This is a genomic window from Leptospira interrogans, assembly GCF_900156205.1.
GTDB lineage: Bacteria > Spirochaetota > Leptospiria > Leptospirales > Leptospiraceae > Leptospira > Leptospira interrogans.
On the sequence record NZ_FTNA01000019.1, the window covers coordinates 37,729 to 63,085 of the forward strand.

21 protein-coding genes are annotated in these 25,357 nt (G+C 35.4%); 12 read left to right on the plus strand and 9 right to left on the minus strand.

Annotation, left to right across the window (positions count from 1 at the left end):
- Positions 1 to 55: 55 nt before the first annotated feature.
- Genes BW942_RS14800 through BW942_RS14810 form a run of 3 tightly spaced genes read left to right on the plus strand, consistent with a single transcriptional unit; the run spans position 56 to position 3,399 of the window.
- Positions 56 to 736 (plus strand): hypothetical protein, encoded by a 681-nt coding sequence (locus tag BW942_RS14800; protein WP_000345920.1) that lies wholly within the window; start codon positions 56 to 58, stop codon positions 734 to 736.
- Between the two features lie 18 nt (positions 737 to 754).
- On the plus strand, positions 755 to 2,668 hold the full coding sequence (locus BW942_RS14805; protein WP_000050920.1) for a fumarate reductase/succinate dehydrogenase flavoprotein subunit: 1,914 nt from the start codon (positions 755 to 757) through the stop codon (positions 2,666 to 2,668).
- Positions 2,668 to 3,399, plus strand: coding sequence for a succinate dehydrogenase/fumarate reductase iron-sulfur subunit (locus tag BW942_RS14810; protein ID WP_000364422.1), 732 nt, complete (start codon positions 2,668 to 2,670; stop codon positions 3,397 to 3,399). Before BW942_RS14805 ends, BW942_RS14810 begins: the two co-directional genes overlap by 1 nt.
- A 197-nt stretch (positions 3,400 to 3,596) precedes the next feature.
- On the opposite strand, the gene BW942_RS14815 is transcribed toward BW942_RS14810, so the two are convergent.
- Both BW942_RS14815 and BW942_RS14820 read right to left on the minus strand, forming a co-directional pair.
- Positions 3,597 to 3,818, minus strand: coding sequence for a hypothetical protein (locus tag BW942_RS14815; RefSeq protein WP_000820621.1), 222 nt, complete (start codon positions 3,816 to 3,818; stop codon positions 3,597 to 3,599).
- Positions 3,802 to 4,251 carry a DMP19 family protein gene (locus tag BW942_RS14820; protein WP_001038648.1) on the minus strand — a complete coding sequence of 150 codons (450 nt, stop codon included), beginning with the start codon at positions 4,249 to 4,251 and terminating at the stop codon, positions 3,802 to 3,804. Before BW942_RS14820 ends, BW942_RS14815 begins: the two co-directional genes overlap by 17 nt.
- A gap of 140 nt (positions 4,252 to 4,391) precedes the next feature.
- On the opposite strand from BW942_RS14820, the gene BW942_RS14825 reads away from it, so the two are divergent.
- On the plus strand, positions 4,392 to 5,084 hold the full coding sequence (locus BW942_RS14825) for a hypothetical protein (protein WP_000021692.1): 693 nt from the start codon (positions 4,392 to 4,394) through the stop codon (positions 5,082 to 5,084).
- Between the two features lie 395 nt (positions 5,085 to 5,479).
- Complete coding sequence (locus BW942_RS14830) at positions 5,480 to 5,743, plus strand: hypothetical protein (RefSeq protein WP_000395359.1); 264 nt, start codon at positions 5,480 to 5,482, stop codon at positions 5,741 to 5,743.
- Between the two features lie 100 nt (positions 5,744 to 5,843).
- Here BW942_RS14830 and BW942_RS14835 read toward each other — a convergent pair whose 3' ends face one another.
- From BW942_RS14835 to BW942_RS14865, 6 genes are all read right to left on the minus strand, one after another.
- Positions 5,844 to 6,569: an acetyltransferase gene (locus BW942_RS14835; RefSeq protein WP_000007746.1), complete on the minus strand. Its 726-nt coding sequence runs from the start codon at positions 6,567 to 6,569 to the stop codon at positions 5,844 to 5,846.
- Positions 6,570 to 6,792: 223 nt separating this feature from the next.
- Positions 6,793 to 6,924: a hypothetical protein gene (locus BW942_RS21995; RefSeq protein ID WP_002082743.1), complete on the minus strand. Its 132-nt coding sequence runs from the start codon at positions 6,922 to 6,924 to the stop codon at positions 6,793 to 6,795.
- A 536-nt stretch (positions 6,925 to 7,460) separates the two neighbouring features.
- Positions 7,461 to 8,402: a 1-aminocyclopropane-1-carboxylate deaminase gene (locus BW942_RS14845; protein ID WP_001050843.1), complete on the minus strand. Its 942-nt coding sequence runs from the start codon at positions 8,400 to 8,402 to the stop codon at positions 7,461 to 7,463.
- 330 nt (positions 8,403 to 8,732) lie between these two features.
- Positions 8,733 to 10,535 (minus strand): translation elongation factor 4, encoded by a 1,803-nt coding sequence (gene lepA, locus BW942_RS14855; protein WP_001280999.1) that lies wholly within the window; start codon positions 10,533 to 10,535, stop codon positions 8,733 to 8,735.
- A 125-nt stretch (positions 10,536 to 10,660) separates the two neighbouring features.
- Entirely contained in the window at positions 10,661 to 11,419 is a 759-nt protein-coding gene (locus tag BW942_RS14860) for a diacylglycerol/polyprenol kinase family protein (protein ID WP_000797975.1), read from the minus strand.
- A gap of 11 nt (positions 11,420 to 11,430) precedes the next feature.
- Positions 11,431 to 11,781 (minus strand): STAS domain-containing protein, encoded by a 351-nt coding sequence (locus BW942_RS14865; protein WP_000602531.1) that lies wholly within the window; start codon positions 11,779 to 11,781, stop codon positions 11,431 to 11,433.
- A gap of 44 nt (positions 11,782 to 11,825) precedes the next feature.
- On the opposite strand from BW942_RS14865, the gene BW942_RS14870 reads away from it, so the two are divergent.
- The 4 genes from BW942_RS14870 (at position 11,826) to BW942_RS14885 (ending at position 17,077) form a co-directional block, all read left to right on the plus strand.
- A complete protein-coding gene (locus tag BW942_RS14870; RefSeq protein WP_000231490.1) occupies positions 11,826 to 12,449 on the plus strand; it encodes a hypothetical protein in 624 nt (207 codons plus the stop codon).
- Positions 12,446 to 12,799, plus strand: coding sequence for a hypothetical protein (locus tag BW942_RS14875; RefSeq protein ID WP_000865509.1), 354 nt, complete (start codon positions 12,446 to 12,448; stop codon positions 12,797 to 12,799). The genes BW942_RS14870 and BW942_RS14875 overlap by 4 nt, the downstream gene beginning before the upstream one ends.
- An 18-nt stretch (positions 12,800 to 12,817) precedes the next feature.
- Positions 12,818 to 14,335: an LIC12015 family putative lipoprotein gene (locus BW942_RS14880; RefSeq protein WP_000810942.1), complete on the plus strand. Its 1,518-nt coding sequence runs from the start codon at positions 12,818 to 12,820 to the stop codon at positions 14,333 to 14,335.
- Between the two features lie 2,334 nt (positions 14,336 to 16,669).
- Entirely contained in the window at positions 16,670 to 17,077 is a 408-nt protein-coding gene (locus tag BW942_RS14885) for a helix-turn-helix domain-containing protein (RefSeq protein ID WP_001969787.1), read from the plus strand.
- 146 nt (positions 17,078 to 17,223) lie between these two features.
- Here BW942_RS14885 and clpB read toward each other — a convergent pair whose 3' ends face one another.
- Complete coding sequence (clpB, locus tag BW942_RS14890; RefSeq protein ID WP_000762669.1) at positions 17,224 to 19,806, minus strand: ATP-dependent chaperone ClpB; 2,583 nt, start codon at positions 19,804 to 19,806, stop codon at positions 17,224 to 17,226.
- A gap of 406 nt (positions 19,807 to 20,212) precedes the next feature.
- Between clpB and BW942_RS14900 the strand changes: the two genes are divergently transcribed.
- The 3 genes from BW942_RS14900 (at position 20,213) to BW942_RS14910 (ending at position 24,798) form a co-directional block, all read left to right on the plus strand.
- The gene (locus BW942_RS14900) at positions 20,213 to 21,805 is read left to right on the plus strand and encodes a sodium-dependent transporter (RefSeq protein ID WP_001969726.1); all 1,593 of its coding nucleotides are present in this window, start codon (positions 20,213 to 20,215) and stop codon (positions 21,803 to 21,805) included.
- Between the two features lie 118 nt (positions 21,806 to 21,923).
- Positions 21,924 to 23,900, plus strand: coding sequence for an ATP-dependent DNA helicase (locus BW942_RS14905; protein ID WP_001082079.1), 1,977 nt, complete (start codon positions 21,924 to 21,926; stop codon positions 23,898 to 23,900).
- A 34-nt stretch (positions 23,901 to 23,934) separates the two neighbouring features.
- Positions 23,935 to 24,798 carry a hypothetical protein gene (locus tag BW942_RS14910; protein WP_001009261.1) on the plus strand — a complete coding sequence of 288 codons (864 nt, stop codon included), beginning with the start codon at positions 23,935 to 23,937 and terminating at the stop codon, positions 24,796 to 24,798.
- Positions 24,799 to 25,357: the final 559 nt, after the last annotated feature.

Genomic DNA, 25,357 nt, shown 5'->3' on the forward strand with positions numbered 1-25,357 from the left:
GTTCATTCAAATTTTTCGATGAATTCTTTCCACCAATCAAATAGGAGAAAATGGTATGGATTTTAAGGCTGGATACCTCCGGTCTTCCATCGGGAGAAAAACTCTCGTGGCAGCAACCGGACTTGTTTATTTCGGCTTTGTGGTTGTTCATATGTTAGGAAATCTTCAGATCTTCCTTGGACAGGAAAAAATCAACGCATATGGTCAATCGCTCAGAGATATTGCCCCTCTTCTTTGGGTAGCCAGAATTATTTTAATTGTTAGTTTTATCATCCACGTTTACTACGCGATAAAACTTACAATTGAAAATAGACAGGCCCGCCCAGTTCCCTACTCTAAAAAGAACACAGTGCAAGCGACACTCGCTTCTAGAACGATGGCTCTAACTGGGCTTTTAATTTTTTCCTTCATCGTATATCACCTTCTTCACTTCACACTCGGAGTTACCAATCCAGATCATTTTGCAATGACGGATGCAAAAGGAAGACATGACATTTATACGATGGTAGTTCTAGGTTTTCAAAACCCAATCGTTGCGAGTTCGTACATCTTTGCGATGTTATTACTTGCTACGCATATCAGCCACGGAGTGGCGAGTGTGTTCCAAACATTGGGACTGAACACTCCTTACTTTAGTGGTAAAATCAAAGCGGGAGCGATTTTATTCGCGCTTTTGATCTTTATAGGCAATACTTCTATCCCACTTTCGATTTTGCTGGGATACGTTCATCCGTAATTCTTTGGAGAAACTTTTATGAGTTTAGATTCTAAAATTCCAAACGGCTCGATTGATAAAAAATGGTCCAATCACAAGGCTAATATTAAGTTAGTCAATCCGGCTAACAAAAGAAAATTCAATATCATCGTGGTAGGTTCCGGTCTTGCAGGGGCTTCCGCATCGGCAACGTTAGCCGAACTAGGTTATAACGTTAAAACATTCTGTTTTCAAGACAGCCCTCGTCGTGCTCACAGTATCGCGGCTCAGGGTGGGATTAACGCAGCTAAAAATTATCAAAATGACGGAGATTCCGTCTATCGTCTGTTCTACGACACTGTAAAAGGTGGAGACTTTCGCGCAAGAGAAGCGAATGTTCACCGTTTGGCGGAAGTTTCGGTGAACATCATCGATCAGTGTGTGGCACAAGGTGTTCCATTTGCAAGAGAATATGGTGGGCATCTTTCTAACCGTTCTTTTGGCGGAGCTCAGGTTTCCAGAACCTTTTATGCAAAAGGTCAAACAGGACAACAGCTTTTACTAGGAGCCTATTCCGCTCTTTCTCGTCAAATTGGCCTAGGTTCTGTAAAGATGTATCCTAGAACCGAGATGGTGGAATTGATCGTAGTAGACGGTCACGCGAAAGGAATCGTGGTTCGAGATCTTGTAACCGGAAAACTTTCCACTCATATGGCGGACGCAGTAGTTCTCGGAACCGGAGGATATGGAAACGTATTCTTTCTTTCTACAAACGCAAAAGGTTGTAATGTAACTGCTACCTGGAAGGCTCACAAAAAAGGGGCATTCTTTGCTAACCCTTGTTATACGCAAATTCATCCTACATGTATTCCTGTTTCGGGAGATCATCAATCTAAACTGACTCTGATGTCCGAATCTCTCCGTAACGACGGTAGGATTTGGGTTCCGAAAAACAAAGGGGATAAACGAAATCCAGCAGACATTCCTGAATCGGAAAGAGACTATTATCTCGAAAGAAAATATCCAAGCTACGGAAACCTTTCTCCACGTGATATCGCATCTCGCGCGGCCAAAGAAGCCTGCGACGCAGGGTTAGGCGTGGGAGAATCCGGTCAGGGTGTATATTTAGATTTTGCAGACTCGATCAAACGTCTGGGAGAACCTAAAATTCGAGACCGTTACGAAAACCTATTCCAAATGTATGAACAAATCACAGGAGAAAATCCATACAAACAACCGATGAGAATTTATCCTGCGGTTCATTACACAATGGGAGGTCTTTGGGTAGATTATAATTTAATGAGTAACCTACCTGGTTTATTTGTAATTGGAGAAGCGAACTTCTCCGATCATGGTGCTAACCGACTTGGAGCTTCGGCTCTAATGCAAGGTCTTGCAGATGGATATTTTATTCTTCCTTACACGATCGGAAACTATCTCGCAGGAGTTGGATTTAATTCTCATCCGAAAGAAGATCATCCAGAAGCGAAGAAAGCGCTGAACGACGCGGAAGAAACCACAAAAAAACTTCTCTCCATCAAAGGAAAAAGAACCGTAGATTCTTTCCATAGACAACTCGGCAAACTAATGTGGGATAAATGCGGAATGGCTCGCAATGATAAAGGACTCAAAGAAGCATTATCCGAAATTCCTAAAATTCGTGAAGAATTCTGGCAAAACGTAAACGTCCCAGGAAGTGGAACAGAGCTCAACCAATCTCTTGAAAAAGCGGGAAGAGTGGCAGATTTCTTGGAGTTTGGAGAGCTTCTCTGCCTCGACGCTCTTACAAGAGAAGAATCCTGTGGAGGTCATTTCCGAGAAGAATACCAGGAAGAAGGAGAAGCAAAACGCAACGACGATAAGTTCTGTCATGCCACAGCTTGGGAATTTAACGGAGTCGGTAAAAAGCCAACCGAACACAGAGAAAAATTGGAGTTCGAAAACGTTCACCTCGCCACAAGGAGTTATAAATAATGGATCTGAAACTCAAAGTCTGGAGACAAAAAAGCGGAGAAACCAAGGGAAAAATCGTAGATTACAACGCGAAAGATATTTCCCCCAATATGTCGTTCTTAGAAATGCTCGATGTGGTCAACGAAGAACTAATCACCAAGGGAGAAGATCCAATCGCGTTCGAACACGACTGCCGAGAAGGAATCTGCGGTTCTTGCAACCTGATGATCAACGGACAAGCACACGGACCTCATCAAGGAGTCACTTCTTGTCAATTGCACATGCGTTCCTTTAAAGACGGTGACACCGTTTATGTGGAACCTTGGAGAGCGAAGGCATTCCCCGTTCTTAAGGATCTCGTTGTTGATCGTAGCGCGTTTGATCGAATCATCCAAGCTGGTGGTTTTATCAGCGTAAACACCGGAGGAGCTCCGGACGCAAACGCATTACCAATTCCTAAAGTAGACGCGGACGTTTCCATGGATGCGGCTACTTGTATCGGATGCGGGGCCTGCGTGGCTTCTTGTAAAAACGCAAGCGCGATGTTGTTCGTTTCCGCAAAGATCACCCACCTCGGTTTGTTACCACAAGGAAAAGTGGAACAAAAAGAAAGAGTGAAAAAAATGATCAACGCAATGGACCAAGAAGGTTTTGGAAACTGCACCAACCAATACGAGTGCGAAGCGGTTTGTCCAAAATCGATCAAGAGAGATTTTATCCGAACGTTAAACAGGGATTATATCCTCTCGTAATCGATCGCGATTCATTTCGAAAACGATTTTTCAAACGTTCGTAGTTTTTGTTCCGAAAGGAAAAGAAACCGATCTTAAAAACTTGAATCGAGCGAAAGCCGCCTTTCCAACAAGGGCGGCTTTTTTTACTTCTAACGCAATTTCCGCGATTGAAAATTATAGATAATTTTCACTCAAAGAATCGCGATTGATATTTCTTAAATTCTAAAAAAATACGATTCGAAAGATTTTTCATTCTTTCCATCGTTTAAGAATTCTAAAAAATGTGAACTCGGCGTAAGAAAGTTTGGGCGAATAAAAAACTCAATGTGTTGTCTACGATCGCAACATAATGCTCCAATTCCTTCGGAATTTCTGCTACAACCCAACTTTCGCATTTGTTGTATCGAACTCACGTTATCCTTACGATGTCTTTTCAATCTCCCCAAAATCTTTAGAATTTTTCGAAACAAAATCAAAGAGCAACTCTGTCAGGTTATCGGGATACTCATAAAATTTGCTATCAATAGACTCTAAATTTTCCAACACTCCATCAGGGAATTCAGAAGCTTCATTTGAGATTTTTTGAGGATCTGAGGGAAGACCTTTTGGAAAGGCAACTTTAATTGCATCGCTGCAGATTTGAGCCATTTTTTCAGCACCGATAGTTTTTAGAGCTTCGATCAAAAAATGAACGGTTTCAGCGCTGCCATTTGAAAAATACTGAGTAAACCCACCGTTATTTACTTCAGATTCTAATGACCAAATCGTTGAAAATACTTTTTGTTCCTTTGACTGTTTTAGAAAATCCTTTTTACCGAAGTCGCTTTTTTTAGACTCCGAAAGCGAAATTAGCATCTCATTTTTGTTCATTTTTCCCCCAGGAATGTTACATCTGATTTATGATTCCTAATTTTGTTGAAACAAATTGGGATTCCATAGAAATGATTCCAAAACTCAAGAAAAAATAACTACAACTGTATCTGTAAGTTCAAAAATAATTTTAAAGATCCATGAGCATTTTCCTACATTTAACTCCTTTGAAAAATAAAAACTCAATCCTTAGATCGGGTATCAAAACTTCTTCGATTCATTATGAAAACGTTCGAAGGGGAGTTTTTTGTATGCCTGTCATTCCTGATTTTTGGATTACACACCAATGGTTAAGGGAAATTAAAAGATTTTCAAATGGACCAGTCATCGGAGTTTATTTTAAAATACCGGATTTAGAACCGGTCTGGTCTGGAAATTATACTTCGAAACTAATACTTTCTTCCGTAATCGAATCCACCCAACTTTTATTATCTACGGAAAACAAACTAGGTTTTCAAATCGTTCTTCCTAGAAAAGTAACTAAAAAAGAAATTCTAAAGATCAAAAATCTTCCTCAGACAATCGGTTGGCGTTATTTTCCGGAAGCACATTCTAAACCTAGATGTCTTTGTCCTGCTTGTTTACCCAAAGGACTTGCTTTTAACAACAAGTTAAAAGAAAATAGATATTATTCTTTGATTTCTAAATTCAATCAGACTCAAAATGAAGGCGAAAAAATTTCAATTTTAGACTCGATAGACGATCTTCTTAGTTTTGGTTTTAGAATTAACGATTATGAACCTTTGATTCAAATTTTTCGATCCAGTTCCGAAAAAATCAAAGAACAAATTTTAAAAATTTTTCCAAGATTTCCATCGGATAAAACCTCTTAAAATTGTTTCTAATTTGTTACATTCTGAAAAAAAGAAAATTGAACGGAATCTATTTTCAAAATGAAAGTAGAACATGATTCAAAAAAATCGGAAGCGGACTTAACAGAAGGATTCTTAGAATAAAAAACAAAATTATAATTTAAAACTACTTTTTGATTTTATACTAAACGAGAAGAATTTAAAAAAATTCTCAAGTCCACACATGCAATATTCAAACACGTCGACCAAAATACTTCTTACGAGTCATTTTGAAAATTTTGTGATATATAGTTGAAACAATAAAATCTTTCGACTATTACATTCTAAAATAGATAAGGGCCAAATTCTCACGCTGCATAGTTGGACTATTAGGACAAAATGATACAGATACAAAAACTCGGGACTATACCTTTGTAATGGAGTTTATGGGTGGGACTTATTGTTCTCAAGTAAAAGCAAAAGACTTAAAAACAGCTTTAAATTCATGGACTCAAATCTTGACCAGGGACAGACTTAAAATCAAACATCTAACATTGAACAAACTAAAAAGACTCGAGAAAGAAATTCAAGATGGAGAAAGGCCAACAAAACTTAAGGGACTCAAAAATATTTGGTTTACTTCATTTCTGACAAAAGAAAACATCATACACGTTAATATTATAAAGACGGCCAGCCGCTAACAAAACGCAAATTTAATAATAGCAAAGTTTAATTTAATTTCGGTAGGTTCTTTCAAACTTTCTTTTCCTTATTTTTTAAATCAAACTTCTCATTAATTTATTAAATAACCGCCTTAATTTTTTTTCCGGGAACTCCAACAACTTTAGAATTCGGCTCTACATCTCGTATGATAACCGTTCCCGCACCAATAATTGAATTGGATCCTATTTTAATTCTATTGATGATAACCGCACGAGTGTGAATTGTACAAAAATTCTCTATCAAAACATTCCCCGCAAGAGTAACTCCTGGATCAATTGTAACAGCCTTTTCAATCTTACAATGATGATCTATCTGAGTTCCAATATTAACAATTACCCCGTCATCTATTTCGGCTTTATAACCAATGGTTGATCTAGGATGTATAATAATATTTTTTCCTAAAATACATTCCTTTAATAATAAAGTTGAAGGATGAATTGCATTAATTAACTCAAGCCCGGAATCATATGCCTTTTTCATTTCTATCCATCGTTCAATAGGATCAGAAATCGTAATTAATACCTTATTTACTTTATTTTGAATTAAAAATTCAGGCCAATTTTTTTTACAAATCAGGGGAACATTCTTAAACTTTCCATCTTCCGGATAAGAAAATTGAGATACTACTCTACTAATTTTTTTAATTTCTGGGGGATCATTCTCAGGATGAATAAAAAAAACAATTTTCCCAAGATTTGATTCTTCGAACCAAGAGTGAATTTGACCAGCAGAACCTTCGTGCCAACCTACAAAAGCAACTCGATTTTCACTTTGAGAATCTAATTTAAATGAAAAAAAGGACATAGTATTTAATGAAAAATAGCCCCGTAAAAATAAGGAGTTTGGTTATAAGAGATCTTTAGAAGAAGACCTGTGGATAACGATACCCAGCTTTCAATTTTAAAGATACCAATAGATTTTGCGAACGCCGTGGATGACGTTTTCAGTTCTTCGATTTTTATTTTCTTAAGTATAAAACTTCGGTTAGAGTACAGCCGTCTTTCAGACTCATTGACCATTTTCATGCTCAATAGTAGATAGAAATAACTTCTTTAGAAAGAGACAGACAACTTCCGATAATGTCTAATATGTCTACTAAAGTAATAGATTTGTTTGGTCTTGCATATTGATAAAAACATAAATTAACCCAAAAAGACATTGTTTTTATTCCTACTTCTCGAATGACAATTTTATTCTAATTTATATAGCCTACCTATTAGAGTATATTTCATCACTGTCAATAAAATTTTCATTTTATTGCCTGAAGAACACTTAATATTTTTTAAACTAGGCTTTTCTATCCTGTCATTTATCATAATAAGTTTTCTCCTTTTCTAAATTCATATCTTTTAACATACAAAACTAAAAAATTTACTATAATATGACTATCATTGTTATAATATCCATCTTCTATCAGATTTTCAAATAAAGTATGTATGATTACATTTAAATATAAAATATTTATTAATACAACATATTAGACATTATAGGTAGTCTACTAACGCAAAATAAATTTTCACTACCTGTTTAAAATATAAAAACTTAAATAATGAACTACTAAAGGATTATTCCAAAAATTATCTATAATTACTTAATCATCAGATCAAAATATAAAATTTCTTTTTATCATTAAAAATGAAATGTGAGGCTCATATTTTTAAAAAATATTTTTAATTTTATTATACAAAATTTACATTAAATATTCATAAAATGATCCAAAAAATTCCAAAGTCCTCCCTGATGTAAATAAAGCGTATGTCCTTTCCATTGATCGCCTTGAATCAAAGATTCTATTACATACAAAGATTTACCAGAATAAATAGGCTCCAAAGGAATTTTATTTTTTCTATAAAAAGAATTACAATATTCTAAAATAATACCATTCTTAGATCCAAAACCACCTAAATTAGAAATTTCTAAAATTTTTTCAACCTCGATCTTTACTTCAGAAAAACCTAATAAACTCTTTTTTTGCTCCAACCAGTCCAGCATCTTCTTTTTAGGAAAACCAATATTTACTCCATAAATTGGAATTGAATTTCCAAAATACTTTTTTGCAGAAAGAAAGGTAAGACCAGAACCAAGATCCACGACCAAACGATCATATTCAGAAATTTGAATTTGACTCCAAAGAGAATTTAAACCTTCAGCTGCATTCAGACTCATTCCATATTCCGGAATCAAAATAGGTCTAAGTATAATATCTTTTTTTATATCGGTCTTCGAAAATACATCCCGTAGGCCAGGTAAAAACTCAGAAAGAATTTGAATTTTTTTCTTCCATTCGTCACGGGAAGAAACAATTTCCAATTCGTGAGAATTCCATTTTACAAAAATAGAATTTGCAGTAACCCGCTTTGGATCGCGAGTATAAGCAATCGATCGTATTTGATATCCGAAATTATAAAACAAAAAACAAAACGCAGCTAATGCATTACTATGTAGTTCCCCTTGAAGAACTACCTTTTTAACATTTTGAACTTGCAATTTAGAATGAATGCCAAGGAACTTTCGAAACTTCGTTCCCATGCCAAAAGCCAAACGATCGTCTCTCAAGATCGAAAGTTTTGCCTGAGTATCAAGAGAAACGATTTGAATATTTCCCGAAGAAAGAATGAATTTTTGCAAAAGATTCAAAAATTAAAATTTACTAACGTATTTCAGCGGCAATAAAAATCTAACCGAAAAATTATAGAACCTATTTTGAAAATTTAGATGTGAACTGTTCCAATGTTGAACGTATTTCTTTTTTTCTAACCCTGTCTTCTCTTTTTTGGTCGTAAAATATTTCATCACAGTTTTACGCACTATCTGTAAAGCCAATATATCCTATAGATTTTGTTTTTTAGAATTTTGAATCTGACAAAACTCAAACATAAACGGTTCACCACGCAATAGAACTTATATTCCGTTCTTCCTAGATTTTATTTTATGAAAAGTTGCAATCAAAAGTTTATTAGAAAAACATTAACTTGTTTTCAGAACCGCCAAAAACGCTTCCTGAGGAATTTCTACGTTTCCGATCTGTTTCATCCGTTTTTTTCCTTCTTTTTGTTTTTCTAATAGTTTTTTCTTACGAGTAATATCCCCTCCGTAACACTTCGCAGTTACGTTTTTACGAAGAGCGGAAATACTTTCTCTTGCCAGAATTTTTCCACCTACAGCGGCTTGTAGAGGAATCATAAATTGATGCCTTGGAATCAGATCCTTTAACTTCTCTATAATTTCTCTTCCTCTTTGTTCCGCCTTAGACCTATGTACAATCATAGAAAGAGCGTCTACTGGCTCTCCATTTACAAGAATATCCATTTTTACGAGCTGAGAAGCCTTATATCCAGAAGGTTCGTAATCCAGAGAAGCATAACCTCTCGTAAAAGATTTGAGTTTATCATAAAATTCGAATATAAGTTCGGCCAAAGGGATTTCATACGTTAACTGCACCTTATCTTGTGTAAGATAGACAGTATCTAACTGAATTCCCCTTTTATCCATCGCAAGAGACATGATATTCCCTACGTATTCGTTCGGTGTGATTACGGTAGCTTTGACATAAGGTTCTTCCGTAGACTCGATCGTTATCGGTTCCGGAAAACGGGAAGGATTATCAATTTCTTCCACTTCTCCATTCTTACTTCGAATAATATATTTTACGGAAGGCGCAGTGGTGATCAGATCCAGATTGAATTCTCTTTCCAATCTTTCCTGAACGATCTCCATATGCAGAAGCCCTAAATAACCAACTCTAAATCCAAATCCTAACGCAATAGAGCTTTCCTTTTCAAAAACAAGAGCAGCATCGTTAAGTTTCAGTTTTTCGATCGCGTCCACAAGTTCGTCAAATTGTTCTCCATTAATCGGAAATAAACCCGCAAATACCATTGGTTTGGCTTCTTTATAACCAGGCACAGATTCTTTTGTAGGATTAGAGAATAACGTAACTGTGTCTCCAGTTTTTGCGTCCGAGACCTTCTTAATTCCGGCGATGATATAACCTACTTCCCCAGTTTCTAAACTTTCTTTAGGAGTTAGATTAATTCGATTGATCCCTACTTCGTTGACCGTAAAATCTTTTCCGGTACTCATCATCAAGATCCGATCACCCTTTTTAATTCTACCGTCAAAAATTCGAATCTTAATCACAACTCCCATGTAAGGATCAAAATAAGAATCATATACGAGCGCCTTCAAAGGGGCATTCGAATTTCCCTTGGGTGATGGAATTTGTTTGGTGATTTGTTCTAAAACTTCTTTTACATTGAGTCCTGTTTTTGCAGAAATCGCAACCGCCTTCTGTGGATCCAAACCTAAACTTTCTTCGATTTGGATTTTCGTTTTTTCCACATCTGCAGCTGGAAGATCAATCTTGTTCATTACTGGAAGGATCTCCAAATCTTGCTCCATTGCGAGATAGAGGTTTGCCAAAGTTTGTGCTTCTACTCCCTGACTTGCATCTACAATTAAAAGTACTCCTTCACATGCCTTTAAGGAACGAGAAACCTCGTAGGTAAAATCCACGTGACCAGGAGTATCCAAAAGATTCATGATATATGTATTTCCATCTTCCGCAAGATAATCAAAAGTGGCATTATTGGCTTTGATTGTGATTCCCCTTTCTCTCTCTATGTCCATCGAATCCAGAATCTGGTCTTTTTTAGTACGATCGTTTGTTACTTGACCGATTTCTAAAAGTCTGTCTGCCAAAGTAGACTTTCCATGGTCGATATGGGCTATGATTGAAAAGTTTCGGATGAATTGTTGTTTATCACTCATGAGGGTTCAATCTGATGATTTTTGGTCCCACCCTAGTCTGAAAAGCAAAATACTTTTGTAATAAAATTTGTGGGAACTATTACAATTTAGAATTTTACAGTAAAATTTAGAAAATGTAGGAACTATTACAAAATCGATTCCATTTTTAAAAATAGCACTGTTGGATTCAAAAAAATGGTGGAAGGCTCCACACCTAAAAATAGCCAGGCCGTAAAACCCAAAACCAGCGCCGAAACAGCCGGAATCAAAAGGTTATCGTCCACAAGACCATTCCAATAAGTACCACAATAGAGTTCTGTAAAAGCAGAAACCAAAATCGCAGGAATTAAGAAAATCAAACTATTATAAAGTACAAAACCTTCTCCCTTTAAAAAATTCGGTTTATTAGAATTTTGGGAAAGATATAAAAAAACAAAACCTACGATTGTACAAACAACTATAAATGCAATGATCCCTTCTACGGACTTTCCGTTGGAAAATCTACGTTTACCATAAAAAGTTCCAACCCAGGCGGCAGTTGGATCTCCAATCACAAGAAAAAGCATAGATAAAATGGAAATCTCCGGAGGAAATAGAAAGACTACAAACGCACAGGAAAAAAAATAAGGAAGAGTTCCGTTCAATCGATTCTTTTCTTCTTCTTTCATCAAAATTCCTAGAGTCGATAAAAAAAATTTTTGAAAACCAGAAAATCGAAATCTAAGATATTCAAACAAAGAAACAACTCCAAGACAAAATACCAAAGCAACCGTAACCAGCACTCTGGTAGCATTCAAAAGCCCAAATGCACCTTGAAAAACATCCAGATAATAACAGATCGGAAAAATTAATCCAAGAAGATGCCAAAGTTTACGAGCGTAGTTAAATCGAATCGAATTTTTCACTTATATCCTACCTATTTTTTCATCGTCATTTTTAAAGCGGATTCTTCATCCGGGGCGATTAAAAAGAGTCCATTTAACGCCGCCATTTTGATAGAGTTTCGAGCTGATTCGGTAGGATGGATCAAAACCAATTTATTACGAGAAGTAAAACTCAATTGATTCATTTCTTTCAATGCCTGAATTCCTCGGGAAGAAATCAAACTCACTTCCTCCAGATCCAAAATTACCGGACCGGAACGAATCGAAACCGAAAGTTGTTCTCTGAATTTTTTTTCAGTAAATGAGTTGATAGAACCTTGAAGTTTTATAACCTGAACGTTATCGATTTTTTCCGTAGAAATGATGATTTCGTTCAAAATCATAATGCTTGGAAAGTCAATCTATAAGTGTTTCGTCCCTGAGACAAATGGTTTTTCTATTCTTATCCGTTCTATTTTTGGTTTTAAGGTCCTATTCCTTTTTATTTCCAGGGGCTGTCATTTTAAGTCTTTCTGTATTGTTCTACCATAAAAAAGCCAGTTCTCATCAGAATAATAAACTAATATTTTCACTTTCCATTCTAACCTTGATTTTTCTCGCAATTGGCGGGTTAGACGGTTCCACGCCTACAGATCTACTCGACCTGATTTGTATTCATTGTTCCGGAATTCTATTTTTAAAAGGAACAGAAGAAACTAAATTCGACATAGTAAGAACCGGATTTTTAGAAGAGATCGTTCAGAAAAAAGAAAGGATCCTATTTTTATTCTTATGGATCGCAGGATTTAGAATATGGTGGCAAGGGGATATCCACTTTTGGGAGAAACTAAACTTCCTATCCATAGTTAAGTCTGGAATCTTAGTTTGTATTTTAAGTTTTCTTTACTTACGTTCTCGCAAAACAAAACTAATTACTTCTTGTTTTGTACTTCTTTCACTGAGTGTTTTACTCGTACAACCTACCCTTTTGAATTTTTCCTATTTTTATCTTTTTTCATTCTTGCAAACCGACATAGAATCCAAAAATATCAACGCTGGGATCAATGTATGAAGGTTAAGGTAGCGCATCTTTTTCGAAAGATTGAAGAAGTAGACCGAGACATACTCGAATTGGGAAAGATTCAGGAAAAAATTTCCTCAGACCGAGACTATTCCGAAATTCTAAAAGATTCTATTAGAAAAGAAATGAAAAGTTTAGAATCCGGAAAGGCCGAAATTCTATCTTTAAAAATCAAAGAAGAATCCGGTAAAATCGGACTGTTGAAGAATTCAGTCAAATCTTCTCCAACCGAGATGAAAAATCTATACAGCTCCCGAGAAAAAAATTTAACTCGGGAAATTTCCGTAGAGATCCCAGATCCAAAACCTCAGACAACTCGAAAGACAATTCACAAATACTAAGACTCAAGACACAATTTCATGAAACAAAAAACTTTATTTCTAACCATTTTCTCTCTGTTGTGTGCGATCAACTGTAACAGGGATTCGGACGTTCTCGCTTCTTTTAAATCTGGCACCGTAACACGGGAAGAATTGAGAGCTTATTACAAACTACGCGGCATTGAACCAGATCCAAACACCGCTTCGATTACCACTCAGGCTAAGATCGTAGAAGAAATCGGAATTCAAAAAATTGCAGAAACCAATAACCAGAATACAAACATAGTTACAAAAGATGAATATGATAGAATTATGAATTTCGTAGAGCCTCAAGTAGCGTTCAATGACTATAGAAAAAAATTCTCCGAAAAACTGATCACTTCTGGGATGTTAGAATTTGCATTTGGTAGAATTCTTTTTGTAAAAGCAGACCCAGACAAACCACAAGTTAACGAAGAAAGGGCAAAAACACTTTTTCAAGAAATTCAAAAGCTCAAATCTGATCGTGAAATTTCTGAATTTATTACAAAAAATACAGACGAAATCCAACGAAAAGCGATCGGAGGAAGACTGGAGCCGCATTGTATCAACTGCGGAAACGATCCATTTACCTCAATTCTTAAGGAAGCAGCACAAAACAAAGGAACTTTTATTTTAAAACAACCTTCCGATCCGGACCCATCTATCCCTAAACAGACGGCAAAAGATTATTATATTATTAAAGTAGAAAGAATCGAAAAAATTTATCCTAAAAAGATCGATAAGTTTTTTCAAAACGAACTGGATAAGTTAAAAACTCTCGCATTAAAATACGTTTCTAAAGAAGGAATTACGGAAGAGGAAAAAAACTCTGCTAAATTTTATTCCGAATTAGCTGTAAATGAAAGAGCCAACCAAACCGCAGAACACTACGGTAACCGTTTTTTAAGAGAAGCCTGGAAAAATGAAATGGATTCGTTAAAAGCAAAGAGCGGTTTAAAAATTGTAGACTTAACTCCTAAATTCATCAAAGATTTAACGTCAGAAACGATTCTTTTCGAAGATCAAAAAGGATCTAAATTCTCTTTTAAAGATCTGATTGCAGAGTTTAATAAAATCGCTCCTATTCTTCAAAAACGTAAAGGTTCTCCTGAAGAAGACAAAAATGATCAACTTTCGTTTTATGCTCAAATTTATCTTCCGATCCGGATTTCTTCAGAATCTAAAGAAATTCAGTCTCTCAAAGACACAAAAGAATTTAAGAAAACCCTTCCACTGCTTGGTAGATCTGTTCTTTTTATGCTGATTCGAAATCGTTCCATCGATTCGGAAGTAAATATCACAGAAAAAGAAATCAGAGATACTTACGAGGCTGGTAAACTCTATGCCTATTCCAAACCTTCTTCTACTAATCCTAACGAAAGAATTCCTGAAGATTTTGGAAAGGTAAGGGAAAGAATTAAACAAGAGTTAGTCGAAAGTAAGAAACAATCTATTTTTCAAGATTATATTTCAAAATTAAAATCCGAAAACGAATTTAAAATCTCATCGGAAAGTTTGAAAGCAGGACAAATCTAAAATTTCAAAAATCCGGTTCTATTTTAACGTGAGTTCGACGTCAGAAAATCTGGGCAAATCCGGCTACCACAAGGTAGCCGGGCTCTCGGCTCTGGTCAATAAATTGTATATAGTAAACATAATACAACAATAGAACGCGATCCATGGGAGTGTAGGACGTTGAGTTACTTCGAACACCCATAGAAGTTAAGATACTGGAGAGGCATTCCGCTAAGTTTCCTCGCATCAATCTCTTTTGTGTTATACCAAATTCATGTTTCTGAGAAAAACCGAATTTATGTACATCTTCTCAAATTCAATTTTCATTTTAGCTTCTTAGAATCTTTCAATTTTTTATTTAAAAACGACCATAAAATTCTTTCGTTACTATAGTTCGTTTTGAAACGACTAAATCTACTTTTGAAATAGTTTAACGTGAGTTTGGCATAAGAAAAAATTTTCTTAAAGTATGAGTTTCTACAATTTTAGAATTATTTGTAAAATCGTGATTTGCTGTAGTTTCATCCATTTTACAAAAAAAATTTAAGTTTTATGGGAGTTCCCACACTTGAATACGACAGATTCAAGTGTTATAAACTTCTATTTTATAAATTGTGGGAGTTCCCACATTTTAAAGAATCGATCTTGTAAAATTCAGATTCCCACTTTTTTCAGAATCATGAGTTTCTTACGCCAAACCTATGTTAGTTTAGTAGATTATTTTTCCGTAGAAAAATTAAATTTTTAAAATAGAATTGTTGAAAAATTAATTCTCTATGGGTTTTCGTTGTATGGAAACGGTCAATTGAAGCGTTTTGTTAATTGTTGCTATGGAATTTTTCAACAACTCTAATATATTTCAAATCGTTTTTTCATTTTTATAATAGTTACAAAACAAAGACTTTATACAAAAATTTAGAGCTTGCCCAAAACCGTCTAATGTGGGAACTACTACGAAAAATTAATAATATTAGAACTACTCGAAATCGCAAATTGCCAAATGCGACTTAATTTGTAGGAACTACTGCATTTCATTAAAAATTTTGCGTAAAATTATTTGAGGTTTTGGGACAAACTCAAATAAATATCTTACACAAAACTCAAGTTAATTTCAGTTTTTTTAAAAAGTCGATAAACGCTTTCAAGAAACTTAAAGTATTTAAAAAATAGATATTTATCTTTTCATTTTATAGATCCAAAATTTCTAAAACTAAATACTTAAAAAGTTCATAATATTTTTTATAATAAAACGATTTTCAAAATTAAGGTTGTTAAAAAATTAATTCTCCATGTGTTAAAATGGACAATTGAAGCAATCTTGTTAATCTCCACTATGGTATTTTTCAATAACTTTAATGTAAAATTTCATTCAAATCCGTTTTGTATTAATCAATAACCATTAACACAAAATAGACAAGCCTCTAGTAATTTCTTTTTATTTAAAAATTAGATTTTGAAAATTTCTATAAAATAAATTTTGAAATAATCTAGTAGTGAATGCAGAATTTTGAATACTCTATTCCATAATACTTACTCAAAACTATAAAACTGAGTATTCATAAATGTTGTGATACAACTTTGACTAATGTGAGTTCTATATAATTCAATACGAAAGCGATCGAGGTGAAAAAAGGTCTATAGGCGCTCGACAGATCGCGTTCTGTAATAAATTAGTTTTTGTTTTTAAACGAACCCTCAATTTTTTGACCGAAGCTGGAAGCACGGCACGGCAACGACAGATTCGTCCCTTGTTTTCTTAAACAGAATTTACATGATTGATGTATAAACTATTACTGGGTATTCCATTATATAATTCTGAATAATAAAAACAAGATATTCTCACAAATACATTTCTCAAAGTATTTTTCAGAAATATTATAAATCATGAATACTTCCAGGTTTTAGGACAAACCATAATAACAATTCTTATTCAGAACTATATAACAGAACTTTGCAAATTTTTATTACAAAAATCTATTTAATTGTAAAATAGTTATGTAATTATTAATAAGATAAAGATCTAACAATAAATTTAAATGTTATCTTTGGTTTAATATAAGTTTCTATTATATAAAAATAAATCCATTGAGTTTTACTCACTTAAATAAAAACAATTTTATAAATGAACTTCATTTTATAATTTGTTAATCTATTATTACTTTGAATTTAAAATTTATTTTCCATTCTCTGCATATGTTTTATTCTTGATTTGACTTATTTGTCATAATCCTTTCGGCTTACTAAATCATAAAATTGTAATCTTGTTTAAGCTCGTTGGAAATTTTTTCTTGAATTTACATTTCATCAAAATACCTTTGTGTTCGAGAGGGGAATTGAATGAAAAACCACATATACATGCTTCGAAAAAAAAGAGGCATAAAACAATACGATATGGCAAGAGCGCTCGGGGTTTCTCCAAGCTACCTTTCAAAAATTGAAACGGGCAGTCAGGATCCTACCGAAAAATTCAAACAAGCCTGCGTAAAATATTTGAAAACCACTCTTGAAAAATTGTTTAATGAAGAACCCGTTGAGGATGTTTATCCTGAATTTACGGAAGGACTCACCAACAAACTCTGGGCAAAACGAAGAGAATTAGGTATTAAACAATATGATATGGCTAAAAAACTAAAGGTATCCACACCTTTTCTTTCCAAGGTGGAATTGGGACTTTTAGAACCGCCAGAAGATTTTAAAAACATGGCGTCTAAGGCCTTAAAAATGAAAAAGGAAGAATTGTTTCTTCAAAAAGTTGAATATTAAAAAATAAGATTACACTCGATAAAAAAGGAAGCTTGTGCTTCCTTTTTTATGTAGATGAAAGGTTTCTATTTCTATTTGGTTTGGCTTATAGCCCAAACTATCAACGGCAAAATCATTTTAAGATAGTTTGTGGTCATTAAATACCATTAAACTACAACAACTACCTTTCCCTGTCTATAATCCACGGTTACGTTTTGCCCGTTTGTAAACTTACCGTCTAATATATATCGACTCAGTGCATTTCCTACTTCTCTTTGGATCAAACGTTTGAGAGGTCTGGCTCCATATTCTGCGTCAAAACCGGCTTTAGAAACATAATCTTTTAACTCGTTTGTAAAACTTACGTCCAGCCCGTTTTCTTTCGCCTTTTGTCTCAAACCTTCTAATTGAATATCCGCAATTTTATGAATCACGGAATCCGTAATCGAATGAAACAAAATTACTTCGTCAATTCGATTTAAAAATTCTGGTTTAAAATGCTTTTTTAATCTTTGTTCCACCAATCTTTCTTTTTCTTCCGAAGTGTATTCAGAAGATCCTAAAATTTCGGAGCCTATATTCGAAGTAAGAATGATCACCGTATTCTTAAAATCAACGTTACGTCCCTTTCCATCGGTCAATCTTCCTTCATCTAAAATCTGAAGGAAAATGTTGAATACTTCCGGATTTGCTTTTTCAATCTCGTCAAAAAGTATCAAAGAATATGGTCTTCTTCGAACCGCTTCCGTAAGCTGTCCTCCTTCATCGTATCCTACATAACCCGGAGGTGCACCGATCAGCCTGGCTACGGAATGAGCCTCCATGTATTCACTCATATCGATCCGGGTCATCGCGTTTACATCGTCAAACAAGAATTCGGCGAGTGCTTTTGCAGTTTCGGTCTTTCCTACTCCAGTAGGTCCAAGAAATAAAAACGTTCCTATGGGACGATTTGGATCTGCAATTCCGGCCCTAGATCTCTGTACCGCTTCCGAAACGAGTCTAAGAGCATGATCCTGTCCGATCACTTTGGTTTTTAATACATCCTCCATCAAAAGAAGTTTTGCCCTTTCGCCTTGAAGCATTTTAGAAACTGGAATTCCAGTCCAACGAGAGACTATATTCGCTATATCCTCTTCGGAGACTTCTTCTTTTAAAAGTCTGGAAGCACTTTCTTGTTTTTTTAATTCTTCGTTTGCGGATTCGAGTTCTTTTTGAAGATCTACTAACTTTCCGTAGCGAATCTCAGCCACTCGATTAATCTCTCCTCTTCTTTCTGCTTCCGCTTCTAAATTTTTATACTTTTCTATTTCTTCTTTAATTTGTTTCAAACGACCAATTTTAGATTTTTCTAAATCCCATCTCGCCTTTAAAGTTTGAAAATTTTGCTCTTGTTCGGATAAATCCCTTTCGAGAGTTTTTAATCTTTCTTTCGAAGCCGTATCCTGTTCTTTTTTTAGAGCTTCTCTTTCTATCTTTAGAGATTGAATCCTTTTGTTTGCACGATCGAGTTCCTCGGGCATAGAATCTATCTCAATCCTCATTTTAGAAGAGGCCTCATCGATCAAGTCCACCGCCTTATCTGGAAGAAATCGATCGGATATATAACGATTAGAAAGTGTAGCGGCAGCAATCAAAGCAGAATCTAATATTCTAATTCCATGATGTAATTCGTAACGCCCCTTAAGCCCTCTTAAAATCGTTACGGTTTCCTCTACGGAAGGTTCCTTGACATAAACAGGTTGAAACCTTCTTTCTAAAGCCGCGTCTTTCTCTATATATTTCTGATATTCTTTTAGAGTAGTTGCACCTATACAACGTAGTTCTCCTCTAGCAAGCATGGGTTTTAACATATTAGAAGCATCTAATGCTCCTTCTGTGGCTCCAGCGCCTACAAGAGTATGAATTTCGTCTATGAATAAAATCACTTCTCCGTCTGAAGATTTGACCTCGTCTAACAACGCTTTGAGTCTGTCTTCAAATTCCCCTCTATATTTAGCCCCGGCGATCATGGAACCTAAGTCCAAGGTATAAAGTGTTTTATTTTTGATTCCTTCAGGCACTTCTCCTTGAACGATTTTGTTAGCTAGCCCTTCCACGATTGCAGTTTTTCCAACTCCTGGTTCTCCAATAAGCACAGGATTGTTTTTTGTTCTTCTAGATAAAACTTGTATTGTCCTTCTAATTTCCTCGTCTCTTCCTATGACAGGATCTAATTTTCCTTGTTTGGCAAGTTCATTTAGGTTTTTTGCATACTTTGCAAGTGCATCCGTTTTTCCTTCTGGCGAGTCGTCCATGATTGTTTTTCCCTTTCTATTTTCCAAAGTGATTTTAAGTAATTTATGATATTCTAATCCTAATTTTAAAAACTCAGTTTTTAACGACCCAGTACCGTTTTTCATGAGCCCGAGTAAGATATGGTCCGTAGAAAGATACTCGTCTTTTAATTCTTTTCTTACTTCATCGGCGGCTTTTAAAAGTGAAACCGCCGAACGCGAAAAGCCTACATCTGCAGACGTATTTCCTCCTACTTTCGGTTGTTTTCCCAAAGCATTTTCTGTACTTTCCAAAAATGATTTTGGACTCAGATTGAGTTTAGAAATTAAAAGAGGTACAAGTCCGTCCGGCTGTGATAGAACTTCCTTTAAAATATGTTCTTCACTAATTTCCGGATTTCCCAATTTTTCGGCAGACGCTTGTGCGTTATAAATCGCTTCGTTTAATTTGGATGTAAGTTTATCTAATTTCATTTTCCGACTCTTTCTAATAAAGTTCTGATTTTTTAGTTTAGAATTTAGACTTTTTGATCTTTAAAATTTCTCGTTTTTTCTGCCATATTGGCATTTTATTTTCTCATAGCCAGAATTTTCTCTATTAAATGTGGGAACTCATACAAACTTCTGGTACACTGTAAAATTTGCGGCAGGGATCGAAGTGAAAATACTGCAATGCAACATGCTCTCAATTTTTATCTTTTCAGATAGAATCTGACTTTCATGTTGCTTTGCAGATTGAAACGAAGAGCCCGGTCCAGCATTGGTCCCAACCCAATGCTGGAGCCGCCCACATGAAAATTTATGTCTCGTTTTTTACTCAACCCGCTCTGCTTTTCCTTTGACAGAGAGGGGTTGAAAGTATGTTTTGCAAGTAAACATCATGCAAAAGGAAGCTCCAAAAGAAAGTTGGAAATCTAGAACCGGACTCATCCTTACTGTGGCAAGTGGTGCAATCGGACTCGGAAATTTTATCCGTTTCCCTGGCCAAGCAGTTGCTAACGGTGGCGGAGCCTTTATGGTTCCCTACATTATCAGCTTTATTCTAGTAGGGATTCCGGTTTGTATCACGGAATGGATTATGGGTAGAATGGGAGGTCGCACCGGTCATAGTGCTCCTTTTTTATTTAAAAGTTTCCTTTCTGGCTTCCCCCTCAGAATCGTAGGGGCCATTGGGATTACAATTCCTATTCTGATTTATGTATATTACGTTTTTATTGAAGCTTGGTGTCTTGCCTACTCCTTTGATTTTTTAACTGGACAAATTCAATTCAATTCAAACGGTCAAGTTCCAGAATCTCAAATCATCCAAGCCGCCGGTAATTATTATCTAGATTTAACTGGAGCCAGACACAACGGAGACGCAATTTCGAGTAAAATCTTTTATGCTACGATTACTTGTTTTATTCTCAATTTTGCCCTAGTCTTTCGAGGAATTTCCAAAGGAATTGAAACCTTCGCAAAGATCGCGGTTCCTTTGATGTTAGTCTCTTCGATCATCATTCTAATTAGAGTCCTTACGTTAGACAACATTGATATAGGTCTCGGAAAGATGTGGAATCCGGATTGGTCTGCTCTTTTAAAATCAGAAGTCTGGATTGCGGCGGCTGGTCAGGTATTTTTTACTTTATCCGCTGGTTTTGGAATCGCTCTTGTTTTTTCTAGCTATCTCAAACGAGATAACGACGTGGTTCTATCTTCTATTTCCGCTGCTTCTTTAAACGAATTCGTAGAAGTTGCCGTTGGAGGTATGATTACAATTCCTGTCGCCTTTTTATTTTTAGGATCTTCGATCAATGATTTTGGTATGTTCGGAATGGGATTTATAGCTCTTCCATCCGTTTTTTCTCTGATGCCAGGCGGTCAATGGTTCGGCGCCATTTGGTTCTTCGTTCTTTTTCTTGCAGCGATCACTTCTTCAGTTACTATGTTACAACCAGGAATTATCTTTTTAGAAGAATCCTTCGGTCTGAAAAGAAAAACATCTTGTCTAATTCTATTTTTATTTACCGCAAGCCTTTCTTTTCCAATTCTTTATTTCAATCAAAACTTTGAAGCCCTCGAACTCGCAGATTTTTGGATCGGTACCATCTTGATTTTTATACTTGCAAGTATTCAAATTTTCTTATTCGGTTGGAAAATAGGCGCTAAAAAAGGTTTAGAAGATGGTAATGAAGGTTCTCATTTAGAACTTCCTAAATTCTTTTGGTTTGTAATTCAATACATTACTCCCACATTTTTACTAGTCATATTCATAGCCTTCCTAATTCAAAACCTCCCCGGTCATTTTGAAAGAATGAGTATAGATTCTATGTTAGCTCAAGCGATTTCTAAAGGAACTTCCCTAGAAATCGCGCGTATGAAGGCCTTAGTTGCTAGATCTGTTTTTTTTGGTATTTTATTAGTTTTTAGTTTGTTGGTTCTTCTAGTACACTATGCTTTGAAATATAAGGAAAAGAGAGTTCAATTAAAATGATGTTTTTAGCACAGGAAGGTTTAAACTGGCAAGGTATTTCTATCATGACTCTTTCTTTATTTTTAGTAACTGGTCTTTCCACGTTCTGCATTTTCAAACTCTTTAAAACTAGAAACCATTGAACCGTTCTTTAGAATATTTTGATAAACTTTCTTCTCTTTGGGACGATTTTGAGCCTAGAAAAGTACAAATCCAACTTTCTCAAAAAATTGAAGATTCTCTTTATAATGGAACCCATTTGATCGCAGAGGCAGGCACCGGAGTCGGTAAATCCCTTGCTTATTTGATTCCTGCAGCTCTCATTTCGATCGAAACAGAAGAACCAGTAGTTATTTCCACAGAAACTAAATCCCTCCAACAACAACTTCTTTCCAAAGACATTCCTATGGTTTCTAAAATTTTAGGAATTGATCTAAAAGCAGAAGTGGCAATGGGTGCTTCCAATTACGTTTGTAAACGTAAAATGAATCACGTTTTTAGAGATGGAACCTTTGGTCCGGAAATGATTCCTCATTTGGATTCTTTCAACCAATGGATTCAAAACACTGAGTCGGGTCGAAAACAGGAATTTAATGGAACTGCTTCTTATGATTTTTGGAATCGAATTACAAGAGAAGCGGATAATTGTTTGGGAAGAAATTGTCCTAACTTTTCTCATTCCTTTTATTTTTTAGAAAGAGAGAAATGGAAACGTTCTAATATACTAATTATCAATCATCATCTTTTAGCAGCTCATATCGCAAGTGATTTTAAAATTCTTCCGGAATTTAATAGGATCATCTTAGACGAGGCGCATAACTTTCCGGATATTATTGGTTCTTCTTTCCGGAGAGAAATCCGTTCTCAGGAAATTCAAAAACTTCTACAACAAATCTGGCTTCCAAATAAAAATTCGGGTGTTGCCGTTTCCATCGGATCCAGCCCTCTTAAAGATTTAGCCACACAAGCAGGGGAAGCCCTGACCATATTTTTCAACGCTCTTTCCGGAGAAGTTCCTCTTAATTTTTACAGTCCTCAAAGAATCAAAAGACCTCTGAAATTGGACAGAGGAAAGTTCGCCGAAATTCTTTTTGAAATCGTAGAAATTCTACAGAAACATCTTTCTAAGTTGTCCAAGGATAACGAGGATATCACGGAAAAAGAATCCGCACTCGTCTTAGAAATGTTAGCCGGAAGATTAAACGAAATAGCTTCTAGTTTAGAAACTTTTAGACAAGTAGACGATACAAATCTTGTCTATTGGATCGAACCTCCCGACCAAAATTCAAAAGAAATCTATTATAAAATTTGTATGGAACCGTTAAGTCCGGATGAAATCATCCGAGACCAATTCGCTTCCAGAATGCAATCGATCGTTTTTACTTCTGCTACTCTTTCTACTTCCGGAAACGATTTTAAGTATTTTCAGAAAAAAATTGGCAATCTTAATACTTCTAATCTTTCTGTCCCTTCCCCATTTCCGTATCAAAAAAACGCTCTTTTATATGTTCCGAAAGAAATCAGAGATCCGGTTGCAGATCCGGACGGTTATCACGCTGATTTGGCAAAACAAATTCTTTGGCTCGTTGAATTGACTCAAGGAAACACATTCGTACTTTTTACTTCTTTTAAGTCCTTAAAACTAGTTTATGATGCCATTCGCCCTCATACGGATTTGCCTTTATTTTCTCAATCCGATCTAGGGCCGGATGGTGCAAAACAAATGTATCTACAAACTCCAAATAGTGTTTTGTTTGGAGTTTCTACCTTTTGGCAAGGGATTGATATTCGAGGTGATAAACTCAAATCAGTCATTATTGCAAAACTTCCATTTCAAGTTCCAAACGATCCTGTTTTAGAAACCAAAAGTGAAAAATTAAAAGAATCCGGTGGAAATCCGTTCGCAGAACTACAACTCCCCTATGCCTGCACAGTTCTCAAACAAGGTTTTGGCCGTTTGATTCGTTCCGGAACTGATACTGGCATTGTTTCCATTTTAGATCCTAGAATGTTCACTAAAACATATGGAAGAGATCTTTTGAAATCTCTTCCTCCCGCTAAACTGATCCAGAATCGAGAAGATTTGAGAAGAGAATTTAGTAATCTGCCGAAATAAATAGAAGACTCATTTCTATTTTTAGAGTAATCAGATGAATTTCATAATTCGATTTTTTTTGATCCTTCTTTTTTGGATTCCAATTCATAACTCATTCTCTTTTGAAAGTAAAGATTTTACAGATACTTGGGTTGATTGGAAAAAGGGGGAAATCCAAAAGATTCTTTCTCTAAAACTTCCAAAACTGACTTACTCCATCGAAGACTCGGATTGGGGTGCAGAGAATACCGCCAGAAATCTAACCGAGGCGAGAAAAAAAGCATCTTCTACTGCGGAAGTGGAACTTAAGAAATTTCTTTTTAGAAAAATTGATACTCTCAAATTAGATTCTGATTTTACTCTTCGTGAAAAAATTAAAGAAGACTCTATTTTTCGAGAAATCTTCAATCAAATCTATGAAATTGAACCAATTTTTACGACGGTTAACTTTGTAGAAAATCGTGCAATCGCTAAAGGCACAATTCAATTTAAGGGAAAACGTGGTATTCTAAATTACGTTTTTCTTTCTTATGAATCCGAAAACTTTCCAGAATATCCTCCGACTACTTTGGCCGCCGAATTTACTTCCTTAATTGTAGATGCTAGACATCTCAAGTTAGAAGTTGCACTTTTTCCAGAAATACTTTCGGAAGAAGGAAATAGTCTTTATTCTCCTTATTTCGTTTCTAAAGAAAATGCAGTTAATCATGGTTATGTGAGTTATATGAAAACTCCGGAAGAAGCGTTTCGTTCCCAAATTGCTGGAAACAAACCTTATTTTGTTACTGCGTTAGGTGTCACAGGACATTATCCCGTAAATCCTGTCATCGCAGGTGAAGACGCTAGAAAAATTCTCGCTTCTATGAAAACGAAAACTGCCCTTAAAAATTGCAGGGTAATTATTTTGAAAGATAAGTGATTTAGAATTTGTCCCAAAACCTCAAAGAGTTTTACGCAATCATTCTTTAGAAATTTTTAATAAAATGTAGTAGTTCCTACAAATTAAGTCACATTTGGTAGTTTGCGAACTTTCAAGTAGTTCTAATGTCGTTAAAGTTTCGTAGTAGTTCCCACATTGGACGGTTTTAGAACAAGGTTTCTTATTTTGTAGTAGATGTGGGAACTCCCACAAAATTAGAATTTTACAGTCCCATTCTGAAAATTTACTAAGAAATGAGCAATAGATTGAGATTTCCGTTTCTAAAAGATGATTTACACTTAAATTCAATGCGATTTTATTCTTACAGTTATCAATAGTGACTAACCTCTACTCAATATCTATAAAATTGAGTACCGAAATGTTTATCACAAAGTGCCGTCTTACGTAAATTTGATAGAACACTATTTCAACTTAGCGTCTCACTCCTCCTTGAATGCCAATCCTTAGAGAGGCATTCGCTGAGTTTTCTGGGTCGTTCCAGGTAATAAACAAAGCCGTATCACTTCTATGGTCGTTCGAAGTAACTCAGCGTCTCACT